General features: G+C 59.7%; 13 protein-coding genes and 1 pseudogene. 5 read left to right on the forward strand and 9 right to left on the reverse strand.

The window, feature by feature from the left end:
• Positions 1 to 75: 75 nt before the first annotated feature.
• From recC to rppH, 9 genes are all read right to left on the reverse strand, one after another.
• The gene (recC, locus tag ACOI7Z_RS12125; RefSeq protein WP_087849654.1) at positions 76 to 3,453 is read right to left on the reverse strand and encodes an exodeoxyribonuclease V subunit gamma; all 3,378 of its coding nucleotides are present in this window, start codon (positions 3,451 to 3,453) and stop codon (positions 76 to 78) included.
• Between the two features lie 12 nt (positions 3,454 to 3,465).
• Entirely contained in the window at positions 3,466 to 3,789 is a 324-nt protein-coding gene (locus ACOI7Z_RS12130; RefSeq protein WP_023290895.1) for a prepilin-type N-terminal cleavage/methylation domain-containing protein, read from the reverse strand.
• Positions 3,774 to 4,181, reverse strand: coding sequence for a DUF2509 family protein (locus ACOI7Z_RS12135; RefSeq protein WP_087849655.1), 408 nt, complete (start codon positions 4,179 to 4,181; stop codon positions 3,774 to 3,776). Before ACOI7Z_RS12135 ends, ACOI7Z_RS12130 begins: the two co-directional genes overlap by 16 nt.
• Positions 4,178 to 4,735: a prepilin peptidase-dependent protein gene (locus ACOI7Z_RS12140; RefSeq protein ID WP_032453975.1), complete on the reverse strand. Its 558-nt coding sequence runs from the start codon at positions 4,733 to 4,735 to the stop codon at positions 4,178 to 4,180. Before ACOI7Z_RS12140 ends, ACOI7Z_RS12135 begins: the two co-directional genes overlap by 4 nt.
• Positions 4,732 to 5,283 carry a prepilin peptidase-dependent protein gene (locus tag ACOI7Z_RS12145; protein WP_032453981.1) on the reverse strand — a complete coding sequence of 184 codons (552 nt, stop codon included), beginning with the start codon at positions 5,281 to 5,283 and terminating at the stop codon, positions 4,732 to 4,734. Before ACOI7Z_RS12145 ends, ACOI7Z_RS12140 begins: the two co-directional genes overlap by 4 nt.
• Before the next feature lie 188 nt (positions 5,284 to 5,471).
• Positions 5,472 to 6,266: a thymidylate synthase gene (gene thyA, locus ACOI7Z_RS12150; RefSeq protein WP_087849656.1), complete on the reverse strand. Its 795-nt coding sequence runs from the start codon at positions 6,264 to 6,266 to the stop codon at positions 5,472 to 5,474.
• Positions 6,267 to 6,272: 6 nt separating this feature from the next.
• Entirely contained in the window at positions 6,273 to 7,148 is an 876-nt protein-coding gene (lgt, locus tag ACOI7Z_RS12155; protein ID WP_004205445.1) for a prolipoprotein diacylglyceryl transferase, read from the reverse strand.
• Positions 7,149 to 7,392: 244 nt separating this feature from the next.
• The gene (ptsP, locus tag ACOI7Z_RS12160) at positions 7,393 to 9,639 is read right to left on the reverse strand and encodes a phosphoenolpyruvate--protein phosphotransferase (RefSeq protein WP_023290901.1); all 2,247 of its coding nucleotides are present in this window, start codon (positions 9,637 to 9,639) and stop codon (positions 7,393 to 7,395) included.
• A 12-nt stretch (positions 9,640 to 9,651) separates the two neighbouring features.
• Positions 9,652 to 10,182: an RNA pyrophosphohydrolase gene (gene rppH / locus ACOI7Z_RS12165; protein ID WP_004205443.1), complete on the reverse strand. Its 531-nt coding sequence runs from the start codon at positions 10,180 to 10,182 to the stop codon at positions 9,652 to 9,654.
• 453 nt (positions 10,183 to 10,635) lie between these two features.
• On the opposite strand from rppH, the pseudogene ACOI7Z_RS12170 reads away from it, so the two are divergent.
• The 5 genes and pseudogenes from ACOI7Z_RS12170 to ACOI7Z_RS12190 all read left to right on the forward strand — a co-directional run.
• A pseudogene (locus ACOI7Z_RS12170) lies at positions 10,636 to 10,776 on the forward strand (hypothetical protein); the annotation flags it as partial.
• Between the two features lie 88 nt (positions 10,777 to 10,864).
• On the forward strand, positions 10,865 to 11,560 hold the full coding sequence (gene mutH, locus ACOI7Z_RS12175) for a DNA mismatch repair endonuclease MutH (RefSeq protein ID WP_048298206.1): 696 nt from the start codon (positions 10,865 to 10,867) through the stop codon (positions 11,558 to 11,560).
• A gap of 63 nt (positions 11,561 to 11,623) precedes the next feature.
• Positions 11,624 to 12,337 carry a TerC family protein gene (locus tag ACOI7Z_RS12180; RefSeq protein ID WP_023290903.1) on the forward strand — a complete coding sequence of 238 codons (714 nt, stop codon included), beginning with the start codon at positions 11,624 to 11,626 and terminating at the stop codon, positions 12,335 to 12,337.
• Positions 12,338 to 12,460: 123 nt separating this feature from the next.
• A complete protein-coding gene (locus ACOI7Z_RS12185; protein WP_002915974.1) occupies positions 12,461 to 12,679 on the forward strand; it encodes a YgdI/YgdR family lipoprotein in 219 nt (72 codons plus the stop codon).
• Between the two features lie 221 nt (positions 12,680 to 12,900).
• Positions 12,901 to 13,941 (forward strand): NADP(H)-dependent aldo-keto reductase, encoded by a 1,041-nt coding sequence (locus tag ACOI7Z_RS12190; protein WP_086075047.1) that lies wholly within the window; start codon positions 12,901 to 12,903, stop codon positions 13,939 to 13,941.
• Positions 13,942 to 14,138 lie beyond the last annotated feature (197 nt).

Consider the following 14,138-nt stretch of genomic DNA (forward strand, 5'->3'; position numbering starts at 1 on the left):
CTTTTATGTCCATCAGTCCGTGATACGTTGCGCATAATAAATGAACCGCCATTCACTGCGCAATTTTTATACTATTTAAATTTGTGTGGACTGATGGTAACGATATAGCGGTAACAGATAACGCTGCGTCTGGGCAATGATTTCTTCGTAATGCGCCGGCTCCAGCGAACGCCACAGGCGTTGATACCAGATATCGGCGCCTTCCCCGCTGACCACCATGTTACCTTCGTAGGTCTGCAGGAATTTGCTCCGCGCTTTCTGCTGCGTCTCTTCGTCCATTACGATGACATCCTTTTCGGCGTCATAACAGGCTTTCAGCCAGGCGCCACCGCTTTCCGGCAGCAGCAGCAGCGGCTGCGACATCCCCAGCAAATAGCCATCCACCAGCTCATTAAGGTACGCCTGCGCCTCGGCGGGCGCCAGCGGCGGAAAACGCCACTCTCCCTCTTTACGCACAAACAGCCGGCTCTCGCCGGCGCCGCCGCTGGCACAGTAGACAAGGTGTTCCAGCCAAAGTTGCATCCCCTGGGAGACGCTCAGCAGCGAAGGCCGCCAGCGCAGCAGCCCGTCCGGCTGCACCTGCTGCAGCCAGCCGGTCAGATTTACGCCGCCGCACTGGAGATCGATCTCCATGCTTTGCGCCTGCTGGCGCTCGGCTTTCACCCGCTCGGCCAGAGCCTGCATTTCCAGACGCTGCGTCTCCCACACCAGCTCGCCAAAGGCGCCATACGGCAGCTCGCCGGCGGCGCGGAAGCGGCGGAACATGGCCGAGGCGTCCTGTTCCTCGATAAGGGTATTGAGCAGTTGCTGGTTCAGTTGATAACGGCTCAGCCCTTCCAGGGTGAAGGGCTCGTCATCGGGAATATCATCCTCTTCCGCACGGAAATTGACCCGCAGACGCTGCTGAAAGAACGCGCGAACCGGGTGCTGCCAGAAGCGCAGGAGCTGCTCGAACGGCAGGCTGTCTATCGGCGGCGGGGTAAGCGGTTGAATGAAGTCGCTATGCGCCTCACCCTGCTGGCCGGCGGCAGCCAGCCATTCCCGGGCGTAGCTCTTGTTCTCGTCCTCCTGGAAATTGGCGATGTCGAACGGCATGCGGGTATGCAGGTGAGTGATGTGGGCTTTAACCCGCGCCTCGCTGGTGTCGCAATCAAGCTCCTCGTCGCCGGCGAGACAGTGGCTCTGGCCGATGTAATCCACCAGCTCCTGCACCAGCACCGAGGGAAAGCGCTCGCTGTTGTCCTGGATAGAACGGCCGATGTAGCTGATATACAGCGTCTGTTCGGCGGACATCAGCGCCTCAAGGAACAGGTAGCGGTCATCGTCGCGCCGGCTGCGGTCGCCGCGCTGCGGCTTCTGGCTCATTAAATCAAAGCCCAGCGGCGGCAGCGTTCGCGGATAAACCCCATCGTTCATCCCCAGCAGGCAAACCACTTTGAAAGGAATAGAGCGCATCGGCATCAGGGTGCAGATGTTGACCGGGCCGGCGAGAAAGCGCTGGCTGATCCGTTGTTGATCGAGGCGCTGGGCCAGCTCATCGCGCAACAGCGTCAACGGCACCTGGTCGCCATACTGCGCCTCCAGACCGCTATCAATCACCGCCAGCCACTGCTGCTCAATCAGCGCCAACGCCGCTTCGGTCTCGCTGTCCGGCAGGAAAAAGTCATTCAGCAGATCACGACAGACCGGCAGCCACTCCGCCAGCGGCCGCTGCTGGGCGAGACCGCGTCGCCACAGGTTAAGCTGCATCAGCAGCGATGCGAGGTTACCCACCAGTTCGGCGATCAAACCACTGGATTCGTCATAGGGCAGCACCGACTGCCATTCGCCCTCCCGGCTGTCCATCGCGTAGCCCAGCAGCATGCGGGTAAGGCCGAACCGCCAGGTGTGCTGGCCGGTCGCCGGCAGGTCAAGCTCACGGACGTTGTCGTCATCCATTCCCCAGCGGACCCCGGACTCGTTGACCCACTGGCGCAGGTAGCGCAGCCCCTCTTCGTTGATGTTAAAGCGCGCCGCCAGCACCGGCACGTCCAGCAGCGCCAGCACATCTTCGCTGGCGAAGCGGCTGTCGGGCAGCGAGAGCAGCGTGATAAACGCCTGCAGCACAGGGTGCGACTCCCGGGCGCGGCGGTCGGAGATCGCCCACGGCAGCCAGCGGTCGCCGCTGGCGGCGCCAAACACCGCCTGTATATAGGGGCTGTAGCTATCGATATCCGCCACCATGACGATGATATCCCGCGGCGTGAGCGTCGGATCCGCCTCCAGCATCGCCAGCAGCCGATCGTGCAGAACCTCCACCTCACGCTGCGGACTGTGGCAGACGTGAATGCTCAGGCTGCGGTCATCCTGCGCCAGCGGACGTTTGTCGCGACTGTGAGCGAACGCCTCTGCGCTCTGCCCGGCCACCGCCGCGTTGCGCAGTTCGAGGATATCCGACTGCAGGTTATGCAACAGGTTATCAGGAACGATATCGACAAAGGCGTCCAGCTCCTCATAGCGCTCCAGCCCCGCCAGCAGGTAGATATAGTCGCGTCCCAGCTTGCCCCAGGAGGCGAGCAGCGGGTTGCCGACATCCTGCTCCCCGGCGTCATTAAACAGCCCTGGCGCCTGCCCGGCGTCGCGGAACAGGGGCAGCGCGCGCGCCTCGCGGTGATGGCGTCGCTGACGCGACAGTAGCTTCGCCAGAAACGCCGGATCTTTAATATCTCCCCAGTAGTAGCGGCAGGGGTTGGTGAACAGCACATAGACATCGACATGCTTACCCAGCGCCTGCAGCGCCTGCAGGTAGACCGGCGGCAGCGCGGAAATTCCACAAATAAAGACGCGCGACGGCAGCCCGGCGGGCGGTTCATCCGCCTTTTCCAGGGCGCTGATAAAGCGCTGATAGAGATTGGCGCGGTGCCACTGCGGCTGACCGAGCTCGGCGGTATAGCGCACCAGCGCTTTCCACAGCGGCGCCTGCCACTGCTGGGCGTCGCCGAGGCCGTCAACCCGCTGGTCGGCCTCCCAGCGCATCAGCCATTCCGGGCGATAGACCAGATACTGGTCATAGAGGTCCGCTACCCGGGCGGCCAGCTGAAACAGCTTGCGTTTGTCGCCGTCATCGCTCAGATACTGGCGCAGCAGGATAAAATCGTCTTCTTCCAGGTGCTGCGGCAGGAGAGTCATCAGCTTCCAGCTCATGCTCTGCTTGCTGAAGGCGCTTTCGCCAGGGATATCTTTCAGGACGCGCACGAACATATCCCAGATAAAGCTCGCCGGCAGCGGAAACTCGATGTTGGCGGCAATTCCGAAGCGCGAGGCCAGGGTCATCTGCAGCCACTGCGCCATACCGGTACTCTGCACCAGCACCATTTCAGCCTGAAAAGGGTCATCCAGCCGCTGGCGCTCGACGATAAACTCCATCAACGCCTCGAGAACATCCAGCCGGTTTGAGTGGTATACCCTTAACATAATTGCTCCTGACTACTGGCTGACCGGGCAATGCAGCCGGGTCATCTGCGCCCGCTTTGCAACGGGCATACTGATCGTTACCGTGATGCTGACACATCTTTGCGTCGATGTCTGCATACGGCTTACCTGCTCGCCTGCCGGCGGAGGCGGCGCGGAGAGCTGGCTATAGCGCCAGGCGTCGCGCCATAGCTGACGCGTCTGGTTCAGCTGGTGGACCCCTTGCGCCATTCCGCGCTGATAGCCGCCCAGCGCGGCGACCGTCAGCACCATCAGCGCCATCGCCAGCACGGTCTCCGGCAGGCTAAAACCCCGCTGGCGCTTCATGGCATTTGACATAAGCTCACCTCCCTGAGCGGGCAAAAATCGCTCCAGCCATGGGCGGAGAAACGCACCTGCCCGCCGCGCACCTCGCCGGACTGCCAGACCTGCACCTCGCCGCTGGCGCTGCTGAGCAGCAGCGAACCGTCGTCGAAGATGCGCAGACAGGCGCGCCAGCCCTGCTGCGCCAGCTCGCGGCAGGCCAGCGGCGCCTGTGCCGACCAGGCCTGCTGTTTTCCCCACTGTAGCGCCGAATGGGCCACAGCCGTATCGCGGATCGCCTGCGTTTCGCTGGCGGTTTGCGCCAGCAGCGCCCGCTGCTGCAGGTTAAGCCCCTCAAGCAGCAGGCTACCGAGAGTCAGCAACAGGAGCACCATCAGCAGCGACGACATTCCACGCTGGCGGATCACAGGTTATACCCCGTCACCCGCTGCTCCACCTCGGCCGCCAGACCCGCCTGCCGGGCAGAGCGCGCCGCCAGCGTCACGATCAGCTCCGGCGCGAAGCCCTCGGTCAGCAGACGCTGCGCCGCAAAGCGCGTCACCACGATAGCGGCCGGATTGGTGATTTTCTCCCATCCGCTGCCGCGGCAGTCGCTGGCTCCGCGCAAAGTCTCCAGCGCGCCGTCGCGCAGGCGAAAGCCGGTGCTCTCCGCCGCTGCCGCAGGGGAGGTTTCCCATGTCCCATTGCTGTTCGCGTCCCAGCGCACAATCAGGCACTCGCCGTCGGCGGCAAGCTCCAGTCCGGCTCCGCCGCACGCTCCCCGGCAGTATCCGGCGCGCTGCAGATGTTTACCCACGGCATGCACCCGCTGCCACAGTTCGTTCTCCAGGGCCAGCTGTTCGCCCTGGCGCAGAATATGGCGCTGCAGGGCGGGTAGAAAGCGGCAGGCGCCAATCAGCAGCAGCGAGCCTATCGCCATGGCGATAAGCGCCTCCGCAAGGGAAAACCCGCGGCGGCTCACTGGCACCCTCCCGCGCTGTCGCTGCGGCATAAACGAATCCGCCCCCAGTGTGAAATCACAATGCTCCAGCTGCCGGCCTCGCTCTGCAGCCGCAGATTCCCCGCCCAGGCGGTGCTGCGCAGGCCGTAGAATCCCAGGCCAGGCGTGACGCCTGCCAGCGAGATCCCCGGCCAGCGCGGGCGCAGCGTTAAGGTCGACGCGGAGGCGCACGCCGGCGCCTCCCCCTGCGCACTCAGGCACCAGCCCTCTTCATCCTGGCCGACGCGAAGCACGCGGTCCCGGTTGTAGGCGTTGGCGTCATCGCGCAGGAAGACCAGGAAATCCCGCACCTGGACGGCGGTTTGCCACAGTCGTTGCTGCTGCTGCCAGCGCTGCCAGCCGTACAGGCCGCCGACGCTGAGGATCATCATTAACGTCAGCGTCACCAGGGTTTCCATCAGGGTATAGCCATGTTCTCTGTTCATGGCGCAGAGTATGCCGCGGCGGTTAGCCCTGGCGCGACGACGGAAAATAGCTTTCCCGGCCAGACACGCAAAAAAGGTTTGTATGATCAACAGCAGAACATTTTTTTGCGAGCCTCTTTCCAACATTCCCGCCCACAACCGCCTGTGGCCAGGGGGCGGGGTGAAGCGTTCCTATCCTAATGGCGACGAGGGCTGCCACTCATTCAGGTGGTGAAAACGGCATAAAAAAACCGGCGTCATCGGACGCCGGTTGGTCATATCTGCAGAGGGGGTTAAATCGCCACTGGCGCTTTGATTCCCGGGTGCGGATCGTAACCTTCAATCTCGAAGTCTTCAAAGCGGTAGTCGAAGATCGACGCGGGCTTGCGTTTGATGACCAGCTTCGGCAGCGGACGCGGTTTGCGGCTCAGCTGCAGATGAGTCTGCTCGAGATGGTTGCTGTACAGATGGGTATCGCCACCGGTCCAGACGAAATCGCCGACCTGCAGATCGCACTGCTGCGCCACCATATGCACCAGTAGCGCGTAGCTGGCGATGTTGAACGGCAGGCCGAGGAAGACGTCGCAGGAGCGCTGATACAGCTGGCAGGAGAGCTTGCCGTCGGCGACATAGAACTGGAAGAAGGCGTGGCACGGCGCCAGGGCCATCTTATCCAGCTCGCCGACGTTCCACGCCGAAACGATGATCCGGCGGGAGTCCGGGTCGTTTTTCAGCTGGTCCATCACCGTGCTGATCTGGTCGATATGACGACCGTCCGGCGCAGGCCAGGAGCGCCACTGTTTGCCGTAAACCGGCCCCAGGTCGCCATTTTCATCTGCCCACTCGTCCCAGATGGTGACGTTGTTGTCGTGCAGATAGGCGATGTTGGTGTCACCCTGCAGGAACCACAGCAGTTCATGGATGATGGAGCGTAAATGACAGCGCTTGGTGGTCACCAGCGGGAAGCCTTCCTGCAGGTTAAAACGCATCTGATGGCCGAAAATAGAGATCGTGCCAGTGCCGGTGCGGTCATTTTTTGGCGTGCCCTCGGCGAGCACTTTCTGCATCAAATCAAGATACTGTTTCATGGTTCCTCAAGAATTCAGTTGCTGCGGACGGTGGCGGTAAGCCCAAACCATCATGATGATACCCGCAAGCACCATCGGGATCGAAAGAATCTGCCCCATGCTGATGTACTGCACCCAGCCGCCGGTGAACTGGGCGTCGGGCTGGCGGAAGAATTCCACGATAATGCGGAACAGGCCGTAGCCAATCAGGAACAGGCCGGAAACGGAACCGGTCGGGCGCGGTTTACGGATAAACAGGTTCAGGATCAGGAACAGCACCACGCCTTCCAGCGCCAGCTCGTACAGCTGCGACGCGTGGCGCGGCAGCGCGCCATAGGTATCAAACAGCGATTGCCATTCCGGGTGGGTCGGCAGCAGCGCCAGGTCTTCAGCACGGGAGCCCGGGAAAATCATCGTGTAGTGGAAGCTCGGGTCCACGCGGCCCCACAGCTCGCCGTTGATAAAGTTGCCCAGACGCCCGGCGCCAAGGCCAAACGGGATCAGCGGCGCGATAAAATCGGAGACCTGGAAGAAGGTCCGTTTGGTGCGTCTGGCGAAGATAATCATCACCAGGATCACGCCGATCAGGCCGCCGTGGAACGACATGCCGCCGTCCCAGACGCGGAACAGATACAACGGATCGGCAAGAAAGACCGGCAGGTTGTAGAACAGCACGTAGCCGATACGGCCGCCCAGGAAGACGCCGAGGAATCCCGCGTAAAGCAGGTTTTCCACTTCATTTTTCGTCCAGCCGCTGCCCGGACGATTCGCCCGACGGGTGGCCAGCCACATCGCAAAGACAAAGCCCACCAGGTACATTAAACCGTACCAGTGGAGGGAGACCGGGCCTAGAGAAAAAATGACCGGATCGAACTCCGGAAAATGCAGGTAGCCACTATTCATCTGTCACCATAAAGACTTGTTATTCCGCCGGAAGTGGACAGCGGTGATGATCCATGCCCGATTAAAACGGGCACGCCGAAGGAGGCGAATCATAGCATAAGCCAGGTGTGCGATCCGCGCCGGCGTGTAAAAGATATGTATACGGATGCTAACAGAATGCCGTTTTCCCGGTGGTATCCTATTTTGCCGGAGGGTGCGAACAGAGGATTCCCGGGTTACGGCTTACGCCTCACCCGGGCTACCGCTACCGCCCGCCGCGGATCAGGCCGCCGAGACCGCGCCGCTCCATAAAGGCCGCCACCTGATGGCGCACCTCGGCGGTCATCTGGGCTTCGAGGCTGCGACGCGACAGCTCCTGCGCCTCTTCGATATCGATGCGGCGCAGCAGATATTTCACCCTCGCCACCGAGCGGCCGTTCATCGACAGATGGCGATAACCGAGACCGATGAGGATCGTCACGCACATCGGGTCGCCTGCCATCTCGCCGCACAGTCGCAGATCGATGCCAAAGCGCTCCGCGTCATGGGCGATCATCGCCAGCGCCCGCAATACCGCAGGATGCAGGCTGTCATACATGCTGGCGACCCGGGTATTGTTACGGTCAACGGCCAGCAGGTACTGGGTCAGGTCGTTCGTGCCTACCGAGATAAAATCGATCCGGCTGGCCAGCTGCGGCAGCATAAAGACCATCGACGGCACCTCCAGCATCACCCCCAGACGCGGACGCGGGATGGCGTAGCCGATCATCTCTTCCACTTCCCGACTGGCGCGGTCGATCAGCCGACGGGCCTCATCGACCTCTTCCAGACTGGTCACCATCGGCAGCAAAATGCTGAGGTTGCCGGTGGCGGCGTTGGCGCGCAGCATCGCTCGCACCTGGATCAAAAAGATCTCCGGCTGATCGAGGGTAATGCGGATCCCGCGCCAGCCAAGGCACGGGTTCTCTTCACTGATCGGCATGTACGGCAGCTGTTTATCCGCGCCGATGTCCAGAGTACGCAGGGTCACCGGTTTGCTGTTAAACATCTGCAGCATGCCCTGATACTGGGCGACCTGCTCCTCTTCTGAGGGGAAGCCGCTCTGCAGCATAAAAGGAATTTCGGTACGGTACAGACCAATACCGTCAACAAAGCTGCCGAGCTTCTCTTCGTGCTCCGGGCTTAAGCCGGCGTTGAGCATGACTTTCACCCGTTCGCCGCTTTTCAGCTCCGATGCGCGCTGGAGATCGTCCTCCGCCAGGCGGCTGAGCTCGTTCTCTTCGCTGATAAGCCGCTGATATTCCTGCAACAGAACAGGTTCAGGATCCACCAGCAGCTCGCCGCGATAGCCATCGACAATCAGCGTATGGCCATGCAGCAGCGAGGGCTGAATATCGGCGCCCATCACCGTTGGGATGCCAAGGGCCCGCACCATAATGGCGGCATGGGAGTTGGCAGCGCCATCGCGCACCACCACGCCGGCCAGACGATCCTGCGGCACCTCGGCGAGGGTGGTGGCCGACAGCTCGTCCGCCACGAGGATAATGCGCGCCGGCCAGGTGTTAGGTCCCTGAATACTGTCGTCGAGATGGAACAGCAGACGCTGACCCAGCGTGCGCAGGTCGCCGGCCCGCTCTTTCAGATAGCCGTCGCTCAGCGCGGCAAACTGTTCGGCGAACTTCTCGATGATCTTTTTGACCGCCCACTCGGCGACGGCGCCTTTGTCGACTTCGGCAAAGAGCTCGCGACGCAGGCGGGCGTCGGAGAGCAGGTGCGAGTAGAGATCGAAGATCGCCGCCGTCTCTTTTTGCGCGCCGGCGGCGTAGCGTTTGCTGTAGCGACGAAACTCGTTGGCCGCTTCTTCCAGCGCGCCGGTCAGGCGTTCACGTTCCGAGGCAGTGTCCAGCGTCGAGGCTTCATACACCTGCTCCATCAGCGGCAGGCTGACGTCCATCCAGCCCTCGGCGATCGCCACCCCGGAAGAGGCCGGCAGAGCGCGAATGCGCGTCTGACGATACTGACCGAACAGGGCGTTCAGTTGGGACTGGGAGAGGATCGCCGCCATCTGGGTGGCGAGAGTGACGAGGAAAGACTCTTCGCTTTCATCAAACTGGCGCAGCTCACGCTGCTGGACCACCAGCACGCCCAACAGCTGGCGGCGCTGGATGATCGGCACGCCAAGGAAGGCGCGGAAGCGGTCCTCTTTGACGGCGGGAATATACTTGAAGCTGGGGTGTTTTTGCGCATCGGCGAGGTTGATGGGCTCCGCCAGGCGGCCAACCAGCCCCACCAGGCCTTCATCGAACGCCAGCGCAACGGTGCGCCCGCGAGGTTTTTTTAACCCGCGGGTAGCCATCAGGTAATAGCAGCGTCGATCATTGTCAGCCAGGTAAACCGAGCAGACTTCCGTCTCCATCGCCTGGCAGACATCCGTCACCAGAATATCCAGCGCCTCGTTTAAACGCGGCGCACTCGCGACCTTCTCGACTATTTCTCGCAACCGAGTGAGCATAATGTGCGTGGCTTAACCTCTTTTACGTCGATAAGCAGGCGCGCTTTGCGGCTTAGGTGCGCTCTCCGCCAGCGACATAGTGACGCTGGCGAACTCTTTCATCACCCGGCGGTAGACGTCGCGTTTGAACGACACCACCTGACGCACCGGGTACCAGTAACTCACCCAGCGCCAGCCATCAAATTCAGGTGTGCTGCTGGTTTGCATATTGATGTCCGCGTCGTTACCGATCAACTGCAAAAGAAACCACTTTTGTTTCTGGCCGATACAAACCGGCTTTGTGTCCCAACGCACCAAACGTTTAGGCAACTTGTAACGCAGCCAGTTACGGGTTGAGGCAAGGATCCGCACATCTTTACGGCTTAACCCGACCTCTTCAAACAATTCCCGATACATCGCCTGCTCTGCGGATTCTCCTGGATTTATGCCCCCTTGCGGGAACTGCCACGAGTGCTGACCATAGCGTCGGGCCCACATGACCTGGCCCTGACGATTACAGATTACAATACCGACATTTGGGCGGTAGCCATCGTCATCAATCACCGGACTACCTCAAGATAAGCTTCAATGTGAATGATTGTTTCACACTCGTCGGAAACGGTAAACCACTCTGTTCGCACACTGAGAACGGATAACATTTGAATAACTCACAGTAATTGCCAGAGTTATAAACAGCGAAAGCGCCCGACGTCCGATTTTATTCACTTTTTCTGTGGATAGAGTTGTGAAGAAGTACGGAATTAACCCGGGAAAACCCGGAGTAATCTGAACGTCGCACTGCTAGCACCTTATAATAATGATAGCATATTCATTAAGTTAGAATATATTCCTTTCACTTATTACAGCATAACGTGACGATCATCACACATGCGATCCGCCGACTGATGAAAGATCGAGCAATGTCGATTTTATCCACAGATTACGCGCAGGTCGCGGGCATATTTTCTCTAAAAATTCGATTTTCGTCGCACGTCAAGGCTGTAAATCGAACCAGTAGTGGGGCTTTTCCCCAGTTATCCCACTTTTCTGTGGATAACATGGTGTAAGATCCTGTTTATTGTCAGTGACCAGTTCTGGAAAACCTGTTTTCATGGTTTTCACCTGCCATGTAATGCCCTTAAAAAATCATATAAATCATGGGATTGGTATAGTTACTCAGAAAACGATAAACTCTATCCACAACGCGCAAAATTAGCGCTCATTTTTTAACCAAAGGTATCACCCTATGCCCGCTATCGCTCCGCTCTCCTCTCCGCCGCAAAGTCAGGAACAGCTGTTGGCCCAGGCCCGCCAGCTGGCCGGCTATACGCTGGGTGAGCTGGCGGCGCTGGCCGGGATCCCCATCCCCCGCGATCTGAAACGTGATAAAGGCTGGACGGGCATCCTGCTGGAGCTGTGGCTGGGGGCCAGCGCGGGCAGTAAACCCGAGCAGGATTTCGCCGCGCTGGGGGTGGAGCTCAAAACGATCCCTATCGACAGCCGGGGCCGTCCGCTGGAGACGACTTTTGTCTGCGTCGCCCCGTTAACTGGCAATAGCGGCGTCACCTGGGAGAGCAGCCATGTGCGGCATAAGCTGCAGCGAGTCCTGTGGATCCCTGTGGAGGGAGAGCGCGCCATTCCTCTGGCGGCGCGGCGCGTCGGCGCACCGCTGCTGTGGAGTCCGGACGAAGAAGAGGAGCGCCAGCTGCGCATGGACTGGGAAGAGCTGATGGATCTTATTGTCCTCGGTGAGGTGGAGCGCATTACCGCCCGCCACGGCGAGGTGCTGCAGCTAAGACCGAAAGCGGCCAACAGCAAGGCGTTGACCGAAGCCATCGGCGCCCGCGGGGAGACGATTCTCACGCTGCCGCGCGGCTTCTACCTGAAAAAGAATTTTACCGCCGCCCTGCTCGCCCGCCATTTCTTGTTACAACACGATTAATTTTTTGTTCTGCGTTGGGGCTTGCATATAATTGCTGCTTTCTATTTTGCAGGACTTTGAACAATGTTATTTGCATGGATAACCGATCCTAACGCCTGGCTGGCGCTGGGCACCTTGACGCTGCTGGAGATCGTGCTCGGGATCGATAATATTATTTTTCTCTCTCTGGTTGTGGCCAAGCTCCCCACCGCCCAGCGCGCCCACGCGCGACGGATCGGTTTAATGGGGGCGATGGTCATGCGCCTGGCGCTGCTGGCCTCTATCGCCTGGGTCGTTAAGCTGACCAACCCGCTCTTTACCGTCCTCGGTCAGGAGATTTCGTTTCGCGATCTGATCTTGCTGTTTGGCGGACTGTTTCTTATCTGGAAAGCCAGTAAAGAGATCCATGAATCTATCGAAGGCGAAGAGGAGGGGCTGAAAACTAACGTTCACTCCTTCCTCGGCGCCATCGTGCAGATCATGCTGCTGGACATCATCTTTAGCCTCGACTCGGTGATCACCGCCGTCGGCCTGTCGGATCATCTGTTTATTATGATGGCGGCGGTTGTGATTGCGGTGGGGGTCATGATGTTCGCCGCGCGACCTATCGGCGATTTTGTTGACCGTCATCCGTCGGTAAAAATGCTGGCGCTGTCGTTTCTGATCCTCGTCGGCTTTACCCTGATGCTGGAAAGTTTCGACGTCCATGTGCCGAAGGGATACATCTACTTCGCGATGTTCTTCTCTATTGCGGTGGAGAGCCTTAACCTGCTGCGCAATAAGAAAAACCCGCTGTAAACCACAAAATTGCAGCCTGGTCACAGGCTGCAACCCTTTTTCAGACTTTACTGCTTTTTATGTTTCACAAATCAGGCTATTAATAGACAGGTATGGGGTGCAGCTACTCAAGAGGTGATGACGATGAAAAAATGGGCAGTATTGATTTCCGCCGTAGGACTGGCGTTCTCGGTTTCCGGTTGCAGCAGCGATTACGTCATGGCGACCAAAGACGGGCGAATGATCCTGACCGACGGTAAACCCACCGTGGATGACGATACCGGTCTTATCAGCTACGAAGATCAGCAGGGTAATAAAATGCAGATCAATCGTGACGACGTTTCACAAATCATTAAGCGTTAATTTTTCCCCGTCGGCCCCAGCCTCTGTTGACGCTGCGCTTACCGACAACCAGTCTTCTGAGAAGAGTCGGGACACACCAGGACACCGCGGGTTTCACCCACCGCTCCTCCTCGTCACCCGGCTTTTTTGATTTTTTTACTTCCTCTTTTTCTCACCCTCTGCCATGTTGATACTCCTTTGTCGGGGAATGCCTGACCTTATAAATAAAAAGGAAGCTGGCTATGCAGTATCACCGTATCCCACACAGTTCACTTGAAATCAGCACCCTCGGGCTGGGAACCATGACCTTTGGCGAGCAGAACAGCGAGGCCGATGCCCATCAGCAGCTCGACTATGCGGTCGCCAACGGCATCAATCTGATCGATGTCGCTGAAATGTACCCTGTCCCGCCGCGCCCGGAAACTCAGGGGCTGACCGAAACCTACGTCGGCAACTGGCTGGCGAAACGCGGCAATCGTGAAAAGCTGGTGCTCGCCTCGAAGGTCAGCGGGCCCGCGCGTAATAACGACAGCAGTATTCGACCAAACCACGTCCTGGACCGGAAAAATATCCGCGAGGCATTGCACGCCAGTCTGAAGCGTCTGCAGACTGATTATCTCGACCTGTACCAGGTACACTGGCCGCAGCGCCCCACCAACTGCTTTGGCAAGCTGGGCTACACCTGGGCCGACGCCGCCCCCGCGGTGACCCTGCTGGATACCCTCGAGGCGCTGACCGAGTTCCAGCGCGCCGGCAAGATCCGCTACATTGGCGTGTCGAACGAAACCGCCTTCGGCGTGATGCGTTATCTGCACCTGGCGGATAAGCACGACCTGCCGCGGATCGTGACCATTCAGAACCCCTACAGCCTGCTGAACCGCAGTTTTGAAGTCGGCCTGGCGGAAGTGAGTCAGTTCGAAGGCGTGGAGCTGCTGGCCTACTCCTGCCTGGCTTTCGGCACCCTGACCGGGAAGTACCTCAACGGCGCGAAGCCGGCGGGGGCGCGCAATACGCTGTTCAGCCGCTTTACGCGCTACAGCAGCGAGCAGGCGCAGAAAGCGGTGGCGGCGTACGTGGATATCGCCAAACGCCACGGCCTCGATCCGGCGCAAATGGCGCTGGCCTTTGTGCGTCGGCAGCCGTTTGTCGCCAGCACCCTGCTGGGGGCGACGACCATGGCGCAGCTGCAGGCCAACGTGGAAAGTTTACAGCTTGAGCTGAGCGAAGAGGTATTAGCGGAGATTGAAGCGGTGCATCAGGTTTATACCTACCCGGCACCGTAGCACGACCTGTCGACGCCGGCTTCTGGCGTCGCGTTGTTGCCCGGTGGCGGCTACGCCTTACCGGGCCTACGCTACCCCGGTCGGGTAGCCACCTCAGCAGCCGCGGTAGCCCGGGTCAGGCGCAAGCCGCAACCCGGGATTTCCCTCTGCCCGCGCGCCTGGCAGGGGTTACGATTTCGAGTCAACCGCGACGAGAA

Source organism: Klebsiella sp. C283, from assembly GCF_048822555.1.
Lineage (GTDB): Bacteria > Pseudomonadota > Gammaproteobacteria > Enterobacterales > Enterobacteriaceae > Klebsiella > Klebsiella quasipneumoniae.

What these genes read in the sequence shown, in the direction of transcription:
- thyA (WP_087849656.1), bottom strand. Translation starts at nt 6,266, where the DNA reads ATGAAACAGTATCTTGATTTGATGCAGAAAGTGCTCGCCGAGGGCACG.
- recC (WP_087849654.1), bottom strand. Translation starts at nt 3,453, where the DNA reads ATGTTAAGGGTATACCACTCAAACCGGCTGGATGTTCTCGAGGCGTTG.
- ACOI7Z_RS12190 (WP_086075047.1), top strand. Translation starts at nt 12,901, where the DNA reads ATGCAGTATCACCGTATCCCACACAGTTCACTTGAAATCAGCACCCTC.
- mutH (WP_048298206.1), top strand. Translation starts at nt 10,865, where the DNA reads ATGCCCGCTATCGCTCCGCTCTCCTCTCCGCCGCAAAGTCAGGAACAG.
- ptsP (WP_023290901.1), bottom strand. Translation starts at nt 9,639, where the DNA reads ATGCTCACTCGGTTGCGAGAAATAGTCGAGAAGGTCGCGAGTGCGCCG.
- ACOI7Z_RS12180 (WP_023290903.1), top strand. Translation starts at nt 11,624, where the DNA reads ATGTTATTTGCATGGATAACCGATCCTAACGCCTGGCTGGCGCTGGGC.
- lgt (WP_004205445.1), bottom strand. Translation starts at nt 7,148, where the DNA reads ATGAATAGTGGCTACCTGCATTTTCCGGAGTTCGATCCGGTCATTTTT.
- ACOI7Z_RS12130 (WP_023290895.1), bottom strand. Translation starts at nt 3,789, where the DNA reads ATGTCAAATGCCATGAAGCGCCAGCGGGGTTTTAGCCTGCCGGAGACC.
- ACOI7Z_RS12185 (WP_002915974.1), top strand. Translation starts at nt 12,461, where the DNA reads ATGAAAAAATGGGCAGTATTGATTTCCGCCGTAGGACTGGCGTTCTCG.